Origin of the sequence: Novosphingobium sp. (assembly GCF_024642085.1) — a bacterium.
Taxonomy (GTDB): Bacteria; Pseudomonadota; Alphaproteobacteria; order Sphingomonadales; family Sphingomonadaceae; genus Novosphingobium.
In genome coordinates this window covers 1-12,171 of sequence record NZ_JAHEBV010000029.1, presented here as the reverse complement: position 1 = coordinate 12,171, position 12,171 = coordinate 1, and the positions used below count along the sequence as shown (strand labels likewise).

The 12,171-nt window shown below is 59.8% G+C and carries 11 protein-coding genes and 1 rRNA gene; 5 read left to right on the top strand and 7 right to left on the bottom strand.

The genetic code is table 11. The features are described 5' to 3' along the window. Positions 1 to 144 precede the first annotated feature (144 nt). Positions 145 to 663, bottom strand: a complete 519-nt coding sequence (locus Q0L62_RS10955; protein WP_296679718.1) for a ubiquinol-cytochrome C chaperone family protein — start codon at positions 661 to 663, stop codon at positions 145 to 147. Between the two features lie 174 nt (positions 664 to 837). On the opposite strand from Q0L62_RS10955, the gene Q0L62_RS10950 reads away from it, so the two are divergent. Genes Q0L62_RS10950 through hslU form a run of 3 tightly spaced genes read left to right on the top strand, consistent with a single transcriptional unit; the run spans position 838 to position 3,260 of the window. After that, complete coding sequence (locus Q0L62_RS10950) at positions 838 to 1,320, top strand: outer membrane protein assembly factor BamE (RefSeq protein ID WP_296679716.1); 483 nt, start codon at positions 838 to 840, stop codon at positions 1,318 to 1,320. 36 nt (positions 1,321 to 1,356) lie between these two features. Further along, positions 1,357 to 1,914: an ATP-dependent protease subunit HslV gene (hslV, locus tag Q0L62_RS10945; RefSeq protein WP_296679715.1), complete on the top strand. Its 558-nt coding sequence runs from the start codon at positions 1,357 to 1,359 to the stop codon at positions 1,912 to 1,914. Between the two features lie 44 nt (positions 1,915 to 1,958). After that, positions 1,959 to 3,260: an ATP-dependent protease ATPase subunit HslU gene (gene hslU, locus Q0L62_RS10940; protein WP_296679713.1), complete on the top strand. Its 1,302-nt coding sequence runs from the start codon at positions 1,959 to 1,961 to the stop codon at positions 3,258 to 3,260. 7 nt (positions 3,261 to 3,267) lie between these two features. Here the strand turns inward: hslU and Q0L62_RS10935 are convergent, their stop codons facing one another. Both Q0L62_RS10935 and Q0L62_RS10930 read right to left on the bottom strand, forming a co-directional pair. Next, positions 3,268 to 4,065, bottom strand: coding sequence for a c-type cytochrome (locus tag Q0L62_RS10935; protein WP_296679712.1), 798 nt, complete (start codon positions 4,063 to 4,065; stop codon positions 3,268 to 3,270). 62 nt (positions 4,066 to 4,127) lie between these two features. Further along, complete coding sequence (locus tag Q0L62_RS10930) at positions 4,128 to 5,204, bottom strand: serine hydrolase (protein ID WP_296679711.1); 1,077 nt, start codon at positions 5,202 to 5,204, stop codon at positions 4,128 to 4,130. Positions 5,205 to 5,284: 80 nt separating this feature from the next. Between Q0L62_RS10930 and Q0L62_RS10925 the strand changes: the two genes are divergently transcribed. Continuing rightward, on the top strand, positions 5,285 to 5,482 hold the full coding sequence (locus tag Q0L62_RS10925; protein WP_296679709.1) for a DUF1737 domain-containing protein: 198 nt from the start codon (positions 5,285 to 5,287) through the stop codon (positions 5,480 to 5,482). A gap of 1 nt (position 5,483) precedes the next feature. Here the strand turns inward: Q0L62_RS10925 and Q0L62_RS10920 are convergent, their stop codons facing one another. The 4 genes from Q0L62_RS10920 to Q0L62_RS10905 are packed head-to-tail and all read right to left on the bottom strand — an operon-like array spanning position 5,484 to position 10,868. Beyond that, positions 5,484 to 7,304 (bottom strand): ABC transporter ATP-binding protein/permease, encoded by a 1,821-nt coding sequence (locus tag Q0L62_RS10920; protein WP_296679708.1) that lies wholly within the window; start codon positions 7,302 to 7,304, stop codon positions 5,484 to 5,486. Positions 7,305 to 7,356: 52 nt separating this feature from the next. Further along, positions 7,357 to 8,448, bottom strand: a complete 1,092-nt coding sequence (locus tag Q0L62_RS10915) for a retroviral-like aspartic protease family protein (RefSeq protein ID WP_296679706.1) — start codon at positions 8,446 to 8,448, stop codon at positions 7,357 to 7,359. Further along, complete coding sequence (locus Q0L62_RS10910; RefSeq protein WP_296679704.1) at positions 8,411 to 9,871, bottom strand: oligosaccharide flippase family protein; 1,461 nt, start codon at positions 9,869 to 9,871, stop codon at positions 8,411 to 8,413. Before Q0L62_RS10910 ends, Q0L62_RS10915 begins: the two co-directional genes overlap by 38 nt. A 4-nt stretch (positions 9,872 to 9,875) precedes the next feature. Then, entirely contained in the window at positions 9,876 to 10,868 is a 993-nt protein-coding gene (locus tag Q0L62_RS10905; RefSeq protein ID WP_296679703.1) for a glycosyltransferase, read from the bottom strand. 590 nt (positions 10,869 to 11,458) lie between these two features. On the opposite strand from Q0L62_RS10905, the gene Q0L62_RS10900 reads away from it, so the two are divergent. Further along, positions 11,459 to 12,171, top strand: a 16S ribosomal RNA gene (locus Q0L62_RS10900); the annotation flags it as partial.

Below are 12,171 nucleotides of genomic sequence, written 5' to 3'. Positions count from 1 at the left end.
CCGTCATGCTTACCGTGGCTTCCAGCGCCTGGACCGAGACCAGATCGAACCGGCGAGCCAACGCGGCGCATTCCGCTCGCGTCGCGACAATGTGCTGCGGCGGGGACGGTAGCGTACGGCGGCCGTAGATGCGGCTGAGCTCAATCATCGAGCGATCCTTCCCGCCAGCAGGTCTGCGTCCGATGTGTCGGCCAGCGTGGAGGCCAGCACCCGCAATTCCGCCGCAATCGCTGCAGGCTTAGCGGTTTCGGTCAACGTCACGTTACGTTCGATTGCAGCGATGAGAGCGGCATCGTCCGCCTGAGCCAGTGCCGCGCGAAGGGCCTCGATCCGGCCGCCAAGCGCGCTCATCAATTTGGCTACACGCTTGCCCACCACCAGATCGCCAACCCCGCTCTGCCGCATCTGTCCGTCCATATCTTCGACGAACAGTTCGGTCAGGCGGGCTGAAGGCAGCTTGAGATCCGGCCGCGCATCCATCCGCAGCATGACCAAAGCCATGACCAGTGCGACGGCGTCGAACCTGCCCGGCATTGTATCGGCTATACCGCCATGAGTGTACCACTGCGGCTCGCGCGCCAGTTCGACCAATCGGTGCCACAGCGGGCGCAGCGCGCCGCGCGGGTCGGGCCGGGCGCCAAACAGGCGGGCAAGGAAGGACATGGCATTGCCTTTCGATCATTCAGCGGGGATTAAACCCGGTCAGCCCAAGCGAGCCGCAAGGGCCGGGATTGCCAGGTGCGGCAAGGTTGCCTAAGGCTCGCGGTCGATAGAATAGACGATCCCGGGCGGCAATGTCCAAGTGGCAACCACCGGCGGACTGGAGCAAGAGTTTTGATGCAGCACAGGTATCGTTTTCTGCTGGGCGCCGTGGCGGTTCTGGCGCTGGGCGCGTGCGCTTCGATCAAGGACCAGCGCGGCTACATCGTTGATCCGGTGCTGACCGATTCGATCCAGCCGGGCATCGACAATGCCCAGTCTGTTGAACGTACGCTGGGCCGCCCGACCTTCGTTAGCGAGTTCGGGCGCAAGGATTGGTATTACGTATCGATCAATACCCGGCAAAAGGCCTTCGGCCGTCCGCAGACAAAAGATCAGAGCGTCATGCGGGTCAGCTTTGATCCGGCTGGCAATGTCGCTGCAGTCGATCGCTCGGGCGTGGACAGGGTTGTCCGGATCAGCCCCGATGGCGATAAGACGCCGACGTTGGGCCGCGAACGCTCGTTTCTTGAAGACCTGTTCGGCAATATCGGCACTGTCGGCGCACCAGGTGCAGGTGGTGGTTCGGGCGATAACACTGGCGGGCCAAACGGCAGCTAGCTTGAAGCCCGCCGGATCAACCATATATCCGGCGGCATGAACTCCTCACACAGCGACCACGGCCTGGTTCAGTGGCACGGCACCACCATTATCGGCGTTAAGCAGGGCGGAAAGACCGTTATCGCTGGCGATGGCCAGGTTTCCATGGGCAATACGGTGATGAAGCCCAACGCCCGCAAGGTGCGGCGGCTGGGAGACGGCAGCGTGATTGCCGGTTTTGCCGGGGCGACCGCCGATGCATTTACCCTGTTCGAGCGGCTGGAAAAAAAGTTGGAGCAGCATCGCGGGCAGCTAATGCGCGCCGCTGTCGAACTGGCCAAGGACTGGCGGACCGACAAGTACCTTCGCAATCTTGAAGCCTTGATGATCGTTGCGGACAAGGACGTGCTTTTGATCCTGACCGGCAGTGGCGATGTGCTGGAGCCTGAGGAAGGCATCGCCGCGATCGGATCGGGCGGCAACTATGCCTTATCTGCCGCCAAGGCGCTGGTCCAATACGAACAGGACCCGGAAACGATTGCACGCCGCGCGATGGCGGTAGCGGCTGAAGTCTGCGTGTTCACGAATGACCGCGTGACAGTTGAAATCATCTGATCGTCATCAATCCCCGCGCGACCCGAACGGAACTCTGCACAAACATGTTGGAAAATCTCACCCCCAAGGCCATCGTCCGCGCGCTGGACGAGCACATCATCGGCCAGGCTGAAGCAAAGAAGGCTGTCGCTGTCGCCCTGCGCAACCGCTGGCGGCGACAACGCCTGTCGCCCGAACTGCGTGATGAAGTGACGCCTAAGAACATCCTGATGATTGGCCCCACGGGCTGCGGCAAGACTGAGATTAGCCGCCGCCTGGCCAAGCTTGCCGAGGCACCGTTCGTCAAAGTTGAGGCGACCAAGTTTACCGAGGTCGGCTATGTCGGCCGCGATGTTGAGCAGATCGCGCGCGATTTGGCCGAAGAATCGATCCGCCTGGAAAAGGACCGCCGCCGCGAAGCGGTGCGGGAGGCAGCGGAAAAGGCGGCAATGGACCGCCTGCTGAAGGCCCTGGTCGGCGACGGGGCGAGCGAGGCGACCCGCGAAAGCTTCCGCCAGCGCATCGCGCAGAAGGCAATGGACGAAACCGAGGTCGAGATCGAGGTCGAGGAAGCGCCGACTGGCGGGTTCGAGCTGCCGGGCATGCCAGGCGGGGTTGGAATGATCAACATCAGTGACATGATGAACAAGGCCATGGGTAAGCAGAACCTCAAGCGCCGGAAGCTGAAGGTGCCTGACGCCTGGACCAAGCTGGTCGATGAAGAGGCTGACAAGCGGCTCGACCAGGACGACGTCAACCGCGTCGCGCTTTATAATGCCGAGCACAATGGCATCGTCTTTATCGACGAGATCGACAAGATCGCGGTCAGCGACGTACGCGGCGGATCAGTAAGCCGCGAAGGCGTGCAGCGTGATCTGCTCCCGCTGATCGAGGGGACGACCGTGGCCACTAAATATGGCCCGATGAAGACCGATCATGTGCTGTTCATTGCCAGCGGTGCGTTCCATGTGGCCAAACCAAGCGACATGCTGCCGGAACTGCAAGGCCGCCTGCCAATCCGGGTTGAACTGGCCGCCTTGAGCGAAGACGACTTCGTTCGCATCTTGTCAGAAACGCGCGCTAATCTGGTCGAACAGTACCGCGCCCTTCTGGATACCGAAAAGGTCAGCGTAGATTTTACCCCCGAAGCCATTCGCGCTGTCGCCCGCATAGCCGCACAGGTCAATGAAAGCGTTGAGAACATTGGTGCAAGACGGCTTCAGACCGTGATGGAAAAGCTGTTGGAAGAACTGAGTTTCGAGGCGGAAGATCGGCAGGGTGAAACGATCCTGATCGATGAGGCTTATGTCAGCGATCGCCTGGCCAGCCTTGCAAAGGACACCGATCTGTCGAAATATATCCTCTGACCCGGCGTCAGCGCGGGATCGCCAGCGCTCTGAGATAAGCGTGGATTGCACTGCGTTCGGCTGTGGTCAAATGCTTGTACCGCCCACGCGCAACCTCGCTCATCAGGCCCACTTCGCGTCCGCCTGCGGCAACGCCGGTGGTCAGCAGGCGCTCAAAGTCTTCGGGTGAGTAGCTGGCGGCCAGTGGCCGGATATCGGGGGTGGACCTGCCGTCGATCGGGTTGGTCCGTCCACGCAGGTCGATGCCGTGGCATTCGGCGCAGGTTGCGCGGGCGATATGGCGCGCCAGTTCAAGTCCGGCAACATGCGGTGCTTGCGTTTTGCCGGTTGCGCCAACTTCTGCAGCGGAGGAGCGGTAGACGCCTTCCTTCTGCTTTGCTTGCAAGAATGGTCCCATCTGCGGTCGCGGGTGGACCACGCCGGTTGCAGGCCTGCTGCGGACATAGGCAGTCACCGCGTCCAGTTCGTCCTGAGTGAGCTGGGTAAACAGGTAAGACGGCATGTCCCACAGCTCGCGCCCACCCGGCTCCTTGCCCGTTACAAGTGTTTGCTGAAACTGCGCTGCGGTCCATTTCCTGGCCGTCAGTGTCAGGTTGGCAGTCCACAGAACGCCCATGTCATCGCTCCAGTCGTTCCCGGCGAGATCCTTGCCATGGCAGCCGGAGCAGCCGAGCACACGGGAAAGCCGCTCACCGTGGGCAAGTATACCCCCCGGCGTGCGCTCAAAGCCGATGGCCTGATCGCGTTGCGAAGTCTGGGAACAGGCGCTGCTGCAAACAAGTAGCGCCAACAGCACGCGTCGCATGGTAACCCCGTTTCTGCGACCTCGTGTTCCATACCATGCGCGCCATCAAGCTGCCACAGGCTTTACTTGCCTTGCTTGGCGTTTGTCAGATCGTGCAGGAAGTTGGCGATGGTAAAGCAGCCAGGCGCCTCGCGGTTGGACAGTACAATCACCGTTTCGCGGGTACGCGGGTAAAAGCGCAGGTCAGTGCAGGCGCCATCGCTGCTACCGCCGTGACCCCAGCGGAAATCGCGGGGTGGCACACCCTTGCCATAGCCGGTCGCAAAGAAGCCCAGACCCATGTATTCCTTCTGGGTTCGGGTGGCTTCGGCCAGCCGCTTTTTCGACACGAGCGTTCCGGCATTGAGCGCGTGTACGAATAGAAGCAAGTCGCGCGTGGTGGAATACGCACCCCCCGCTGCGAAGCCACGTTCGGGCTGGGTCAGGCAATTGCTTACCCGTTTACCCGCCACCGTGGCAAAACCCTGCGCCATGTCCGCAGCCGGGTTGGCGCACGCGGCGAAATCGGTGCGCAACATGCCCGCAGGTGCAAATATGTTGTCACCGATGTAGGTGTAATAATCCTTCCCCGACAACACTTCGATCATCCGGCCCAGAACCACCATGCCGAAGTTGTCGTATTCGACCTTTGATCCGGGCGTGAACGCAGGCGCGCGGTCCTCGTGCAAAGCCATCATGGCGGTGTGGCCGGTCAGCGAACTTCGTATCGATGCGTTCTGCGCGCCGAACAGTTCATCGATGCCGCCCAGACCATCGGTGTGCGTCAGCAAATGCCGCACAGTCACCTGCTGGCGCGCGGCAGCATTGCTGTATGCTGGCAGGACTGCGCCGATCGGCGTGTCGAGCGTAAGCTTGCCCCGGTCGATCAGCTGCAAGATGGCAACGGCGGTAAAAAGTTTGCCCACCGAGGCGATATTGAAACGGTCGCCGCTTTGCATGGCTTCGCCCGTCACTTCGTTGCGGCTGCCGTAAACCCGGTCAAAGGCGATCGCCTTGCCCTGAGCGACCAGCACTGCGCCGGCAAACATCCCGGCCTTGGCCTGCGCCTGCGTGAAGGCATGCAGCGCTTCGATTTCCGGCGGTTCTTGCGCCAGGGCAGTTGCGGGGAGGGCAAGGACGAGAGCAGCCAGGATTCGCATGGCCGCGACAATGGCATAGCGCGAAACGCGGTCAACCGCAGCTTCTCGCCAAAGCGGCTTTGTTGCGCTAATCCCCCAGGATGCCACCCCCTGATGACAAGCCCATTTACCGCCTGCTTACCGGCAAGGACGACCGCGCTTTTTGCGAACGGGTGTCAGAGGCGCTCGGACAAGGCTGGCAGCTTTATGGCTCGCCGGTGCTTGCTTGGGATACCGAAAACAGCTGTATGAAGGCGGCGCAGGCCGTGATCTGGGTTGAAACAGAAGTAATGCCGTAGTTCACTCTGCCGCTACGCCGGCGTCTTCCACCGCATCGGCTTGGCGCTGCCACATATCGGCGTAAAGTCCGCGTTTGCGCAGCAGTGCGGCGTGGGCGCCTTGTTCTGCCAATCGGCCTTCGTTTAACACCAGAATCATATCGGCGTCGGCTATCGTCGACAGTCGGTGCGCGATGGTCAGAGAAGTGCGGCCTTCGGCAACAGCATGCAGCGTTGCAAGAATGTCCTGTTCGGTGCGCGAATCTAGCGCGCTGGTCGCCTCGTCCAGCAGCAGGATCGGCGGATTCTTGACCAAGGTGCGGGCTATCGCAACGCGCTGTTTCTCACCACCCGACAGTTTGAGCCCGCGTTCGCCCACTTCGGTGTCGAACCCTTGCGGTAGCCGTGCGATAAGATCACCCAGTGCGGCACCGCGCGCCGCCAATTCGATCTCGGCCATGCCCGCACCGTCCCGGCCATAGGCGATGTTGTAACCGATGGTGTCGTTGAACAGCACAGAATCTTGCGGAACGATACCCAGTGCCTGACGCAGCGATTCCTGCGTAACGCTTCGGATGTCCTGCCCATCGATCAGGATGCGTCCGCTCCACGGATCGTAGAAGCGGAAAACCAGCCGGGCGATCGTGCTCTTACCGGCGCCTGACGGTCCGACAAGTGCTACCTGATGACCGGCTGGCACTTCAAACGACAGGCCATTAAGTATTGTGCGGTCGGGTTCATAACCGAATACCACATTTTCGAATGCCAGCGTCGGGCGGCTGATGACAAGCGCGGGCGCCCCGGGAACATCCGCAACTTCGACCGGAGTGTCGATTAGGTCAAACATCTGCGCCATGTCGATCAACCCTTGGCGGATCGTCCGGTAGACCATTCCCAACATGTCTAGCGGGCGGAACAGCTGTGTAAGGTATGTCTGAACGAATACCAGGTCGCCAACGGTGTGGCGCCCTTTTGACCATTCCAGCACGGTATAGGCCATGGCTCCCGCCATCAGCAAGTTGGTGATTAGCGCTTGCGCAATGTTGAGCAGACCCAGGCTGTTTTCGCTTTTGACCGCGGCATTGGCATAGGCCTGAGCCGCCTCTTCAAACCGACGAGCCTCGCGCCCTTCTGCATTGAAGTATTTGACCGTTTCGTAATTCAGCAGTGAATCGACCGAACGGGCCAATGCCTGGCCGTCCAACCGGTTCATTTTTTCGCGCAGGGCATTGCGCCAGTCAGTAATCCAGCGCGTCACCGCGACATAGGCGGCAACTGCGATCGCGGTCGCCATTACCAGCCCCATACCGAAGCTGAAGTAAAAGATCACCGCAACGGCCAGCAGTTCAACCACCGTCGGGGCGATGTTGAACAGTATGAAATAGAGCATGACGTCGATGCTCTTGGTGCCGCGGTCGATCGTCTTGGTCACCTCGCCTGTGCGGCGTGCAAGGTGAAAGCGCAGAGAAAGCTGGTGAAGCCGGGTGAAGGTATTGACTGCAAGCTGGCGCGTGGCCTCTTGGCCGACCCGCTCGAACACGATGTTGCGCAGATTGTCGAACACGACGCCGGTGAAACGTCCCAGCACGTAGGCCAGGACAAAGGCGAAGGCGATCTGAAACGCCGTGCCGCCCGGCACGCCCATCGCGTCGACCGCGCGCTTGTAGGCAAAGGGTAGGGCTAAGGTGATCGCCTTGCTGGCCAGCACCAGCAGGACCGCAAAAACGATCTTGCGTTTCAGGGCAGGGCGATCAGCCGGCCAAAGATAAGGCAGAAACCGGCGCAAGGTTCCCCAGCCTTCGTTGCGGGCAGTCACAGCGGCGGGAGATTCATCGGGCGGCATTGCCCGTTATGTAGGCGCAAACCGGCAGAACAAAAGGGACGCGTAATTTGTCCTAGCCACCTGCACTGGTCACGTTGGAACCAACCAGGGGTTTGAACCCGTCAGCCGGCATGTTCATTCCGCGGGGCAGGTCAAACAGGATTTTGCGCTTTTCAAAATCAATCGCGATACGCCGAAATACCTGCAGTTCGCGCATGCCGAGAAGGATTGCCGGCTTATCGCCAAGGCCAAGAGCACCAAACGCCGGCGTGTCGGCAAAGGCGATCTGGACATTGTTGATGGTGATTGCGCCGATCGAGAGTTTGCGGCCAGTGCCGATATCAGCGACAATTTCCTGTCCGGTGACACTGCGCAGAATGGTCTGTTCTGACTTGCTGGATCGCTTGTTCATCGCAGTTTGCAAGGCCCGGTTGCCGATTGATCCTTGCGCGCCGGTATCAATCACCACGTCGGTCAAGATCCCGTTGATCTTCGCATTCGTGACGATCAGTTGGCCTGAGCGGCGCCGCGCGGTTACTACGATTTCATACCCGCGGTTGCCGCCTAGTTCCTTGGCATCGCCGATCGCCATCAGCCTCTTTTCAAAATCGATCAGCACGCGCTGGCCCTGTAGGCTGTCGACCCCCAGAATGCCATCAGCTCCAATATTGGTATGGGTCAGCAAAGGGGCGAAAAGACCATAATAGGTGCGGCGGCCGATATCGATCTGTTCGACTGACACCGCGTCTACCTGTTCACGTCCGGCAATGCCGACCAGCGTGGCGCGTGTCTTGATTACAATGCCAAGGCGCGCTGCAAGGTCGGTGCTGAGCACGGTGTTCTGCGATCCGGTATCGACCAGAAAGCTGAAAGGACCTTTTTCGTGGACGCGAACGGGAACGGTCATCCGTCCGTCCATGTCCTTTTCCAAGCCGACGATATCGACGTCTGACGTCTTCTGAGAGCCAGTCTGCCCGGTGATCACCGGTATGGCGGCGGCCACTGACATTATTGAGGCCATAAGCGCATTCATCGGCATGGCGGTTTCCTTCTCCGACCACGAAGTTACGCCTTTTGCGGTCTTGGCGCCACGCGTTTCGCCGATTGGCAGGGGATGCTTGGTCGGATCAGCCGCGCTGTTGCCGGGATGCAAGGCCGCGGGCATGGCCAAAGGCCAGGCAAATTTCGCTCCATGCAGGATGACGCAGCGCGGCCAGCGCCGCCAGCCAGCAGACCACGCCGGCACAGGCCAGGCCGATTATGGGCATCAGTCCCTGTTCTGCATGATAAAGTCCGGAATGCATCGCGGCATAAAGGGGTGCGCCGGCAGCCACCGCGCAGACAGCGCTCTTGCCATACGTCGCTGCCATGGTGCGGACCCGGATTGATAGCAGCCGGTGAAGATAGACGGCATAAATAAGGAACCACACAGCCCCGTAAAGAATGCGGCTAAACGCCGCCGCCTCTACCCCGTAGAATGCGCAAAGAGTAAGAATGGCGACCGTCATCGCGGTATCAAGCAGGTTGATCCAGACCAGGGGGCGGATGCGCCCCAGCAGGATCGGGATATCCATCTGCAAGGGAATCGCCACAAAGAACATTTCACCCAGTGCGGTCCAGCGCAGAAGCGCCGCCACTTGCGCCCAGTTGGGACCATACAGCGTCAAGACTAATGGTTCCGCCGCCAGGGCCAGGCCAAGCAGCGCTGGCCAGGTCAGCGCCGTGTTGCACGAAACCAGGTGCATATAGGGCGGGCCAAGGTCCTCGCCCTGATCGCGCTTGCGCGCGAAGGCTGGATAGAACACTGCGTTGATTGCGCCAACCATCAAGGTGGAGAGCTGACCGGCCAAGGCAGTGGCGCGGGTAAATAGACCGGTTGCCGCGATGCCCAGCAGCCGCCCAACAATCAGATCTTGGGATCGCATGCCGATGGCGCCAGACAAGCTGATTACGGCCGAGGATGAGCCGAAACTGATCATCGGCCTGACTGCAGCAAAATTGCGCGGCCGTCGCGGCCAGACGGGGCGCTGAACTATGACGATAAACAGCCGGCTAAGTGCGATTGCCAGCATGCCCCAGGCCAACGAAGCTGGCCCCAGGCCTTGCGCGGCGCACAACACGGAAACCGCGCCGCCCGTCAGCGCCGATCCGGCATTGGCAAGGAATAGTGCTCGAAAGTTCATCGCGCGGGTCAGCAGTGCGGCTGGAACAGTGGCAAAGGGGCTGATCGCATAGCCAGCCGCTATGATCCACAAAACCCCGGCCAGCCGCGGCTGATCATAAAAGCGTGCCAACGGAATCGCCAGAAGCGCGACCAACAACGCAACCAACCAGCCAATCGCCACTGAAACCGCCGCATAGTCGCGCACTGAATCAGTGCGCATGTCGGGTTGACCCGATACGAACCGGCTTATCCCAAGATCCTGGAATATCGCGAACATCATAGCAGCGGCTAATGCGATGGAAAACAGGCCGACGTCAGCCGGCAGGAGGTAAAGGCGCGAAATGATCACGCTGGTCGCAAACTGGACCGCAAAGCTGGAGTATTGCGATGCCAGTGACCAGACCGCGGCGCGGCGGATGCTCACCGCGTCAAGTCCGCGCCAGCGCTGCGGCTAGGCGCGCGGCGCGGTGCGGCTTGCCAAAGCGTACAAGCCGCGGGACCGTAAGCCACAGTGCGCGGCCGCTGCCGCCTTCTTCGACATGACGCAGCAAAAGATCGAAGCCACTGCCGCTGAGCGCATAAGGTGAATAGATTAGGCTCCGGGCAATGGCGCCGCGCACTTCTTTGGCTACACCTTCCCTTCCGAACAAATCGTCGAGGTCATCAACCGCAGGAAGCGCAGTCAAGTGCTCGGTCGGATCAGGGCGCCCCGCCTGACGCTCGGCATAGGCGAGGCGAGCAATCGCAACCCCGGTCTGCTGTTCCACAGCATGGCGGTTCGAAACCTGGTCGGCGTAGTGCCGATATTGCAATAACCGTTCGGGCAAATTGGCAATACACGTCCGGTGTGCCAGGCGAAGCCATAGATCGAAATCTTCACAGTGGCGAAACGCGCCATGGTAACCGCCCGCCGCGAGGACCACATCGCGGCGGTATATGACGCTTGGGTGCGCCAGAAGCGGCCCGTGGCGTTCAATGTTGGCAACAAAGTCCGCGTGACTGACCGGATGGTCGGCTCCCGAACTGGGGTATTCGGCGCCGTGTTGGTCGATGTCCCGGGTGAAGGTTCCGATCACGCCGTGGTCAGGATGGCCGGCCAGAAATCCAATCTGCTTTGCAAATCGTTCGGGCAAGCACAGGTCATCAGCGTCCATTCTAGCTACCAGCGGTGCGCGCGCCTCTGCCAACAGTTGGTTGAGGCTCGCGACAAGCCCTCGGTTCTCGCGCAGGATTGGCCTGATCCTGCTGTCCCGTCCCGCAGCGCGGGCAACGATGGCTGCACTTTGATCAGTCGATCCATCGTCGAGGATGAGGAACTCGAAATCGGTGAAGGTTTGTGCGCACACGCTGGCAATCGCCGATTCAAGGAATCGCGCCCCATTATACACGCTCATAGCTACGGTGAGAGTCGGCTGTGTCATGCAATCGAAAGCCTACGAACCCCTGATATCATGCGCCCGCGACGCACGAATGCCTTAAACCAGCCTTAGAAGAACAGGGTTAACAAGCCTTTGAGCGTCTTTTGCTGCTGCCTGACGCCCACACGACAACGGTCTTTGCGTGAATGAGGATTGGTCAGAGATGGACCAGACGCGAAAAAGGCCCGCAAATCCTTGGGTTCCAAACTTTTTGAAATAAAATTGCAAAAACCCTGTTGACCGAATCAAGGGTCAGGCTTAGAGGCCCGTTCACCGGACGGGAACGCCGCTTCAAACGGCTCGAACGCCCCGGTCGCCAACATAGACGGACAACAAGTCCCCCGAACTAGAAAGCGGGGAACGATGGTTGTCCGCTTCGATTTGTCGGCGGCTCTTTGACATTGTCGGTTTTAGATGAAGGGACATGTGGGCGACGGCGCCCCATCCGGGGAGCTTCAGGCTCCGTGTATGGGTTGTTTAAGTCGTTACCTCATATGTCCTTCGTATCCATTACGTTTGACAAGTGCAGGTATCGGCTCCTGAAGTTCGATGCTGCGGTCAGCGGGTTTACCCGTGCCGTGGTTTCGTGACACAAACTTGAGAGTTTGATCCTGGCTCAGAACGAACGCTGGCGGCATGCCTAACACATGCAAGTCGAACGAACCCTTCGGGGTTAGTGGCGCACGGGTGCGTAACGCGTGGGGATCTGCCCTTTGCTTCGGAATAACAGTTAGAAATGACTGCTAATACCGGATGATGTCGTAAGACCAAAGATTTATCGGCAAAGGATGAACCCGCGTAGGATTAGCTAGTTGGTGGGGTAAAGGCTCACCAAGGCGACGATCCTTAGCTGGTCTGAGAGGATGATCAGCCACACTGGGACTGAGACACGGCCCAGACTCCTACGGGAGGCAGCAGTGGGGAATATTGGACAATGGGCGAAAGCCTGATCCAGCAATGCCGCGTGAGTGATGAAGGCCTTAGGGTTGTAAAGCTCTTTTACCAGGGATGATAATGACAGTACCTGGAGAATAAGCTCCGGCTAACTCCGTGCCAGCAGCCGCGGTAATACGGAGGGAGCTAGCGTTGTTCGGAATTACTGGGCGTAAAGCGCACGTAGGCGGCGATTCAAGTCAGGGGTGAAATCCCGGGGCTCAACCCCGGAACTGCCTCTGAAACTAGATTGCTAGAATCTTGGAGAGGTCAGTGGAATTCCGAGTGTAGAGGTGAAATTCGTAGATATTCGGAAGAACACCAGTGGCGAAGGCGACTGACTGGACAAGTATTGACGCTGAGGTGCGAAAGC

Coding starts and splice junctions, on each gene's coding strand:
- hslU (WP_296679713.1), top strand. CDS start 1,959: ATGTTGGAAAATCTCACCCCCAAGGCCATCGTCCGCGCGCTGGACGAG.
- Q0L62_RS10950 (WP_296679716.1), top strand. CDS start 838: ATGCAGCACAGGTATCGTTTTCTGCTGGGCGCCGTGGCGGTTCTGGCG.
- Q0L62_RS10925 (WP_296679709.1), top strand. CDS start 5,285: ATGCCACCCCCTGATGACAAGCCCATTTACCGCCTGCTTACCGGCAAG.
- hslV (WP_296679715.1), top strand. CDS start 1,357: ATGAACTCCTCACACAGCGACCACGGCCTGGTTCAGTGGCACGGCACC.
- Q0L62_RS10915 (WP_296679706.1), bottom strand. CDS start 8,448: ATGCCCGCGGCCTTGCATCCCGGCAACAGCGCGGCTGATCCGACCAAG.
- Q0L62_RS10920 (WP_296679708.1), bottom strand. CDS start 7,304: ATGCCGCCCGATGAATCTCCCGCCGCTGTGACTGCCCGCAACGAAGGC.
- Q0L62_RS10905 (WP_296679703.1), bottom strand. CDS start 10,868: ATGACACAGCCGACTCTCACCGTAGCTATGAGCGTGTATAATGGGGCG.
- Q0L62_RS10930 (WP_296679711.1), bottom strand. CDS start 5,204: ATGCGAATCCTGGCTGCTCTCGTCCTTGCCCTCCCCGCAACTGCCCTG.
- Q0L62_RS10935 (WP_296679712.1), bottom strand. CDS start 4,065: ATGCGACGCGTGCTGTTGGCGCTACTTGTTTGCAGCAGCGCCTGTTCC.
- Q0L62_RS10955 (WP_296679718.1), bottom strand. CDS start 663: ATGTCCTTCCTTGCCCGCCTGTTTGGCGCCCGGCCCGACCCGCGCGGC.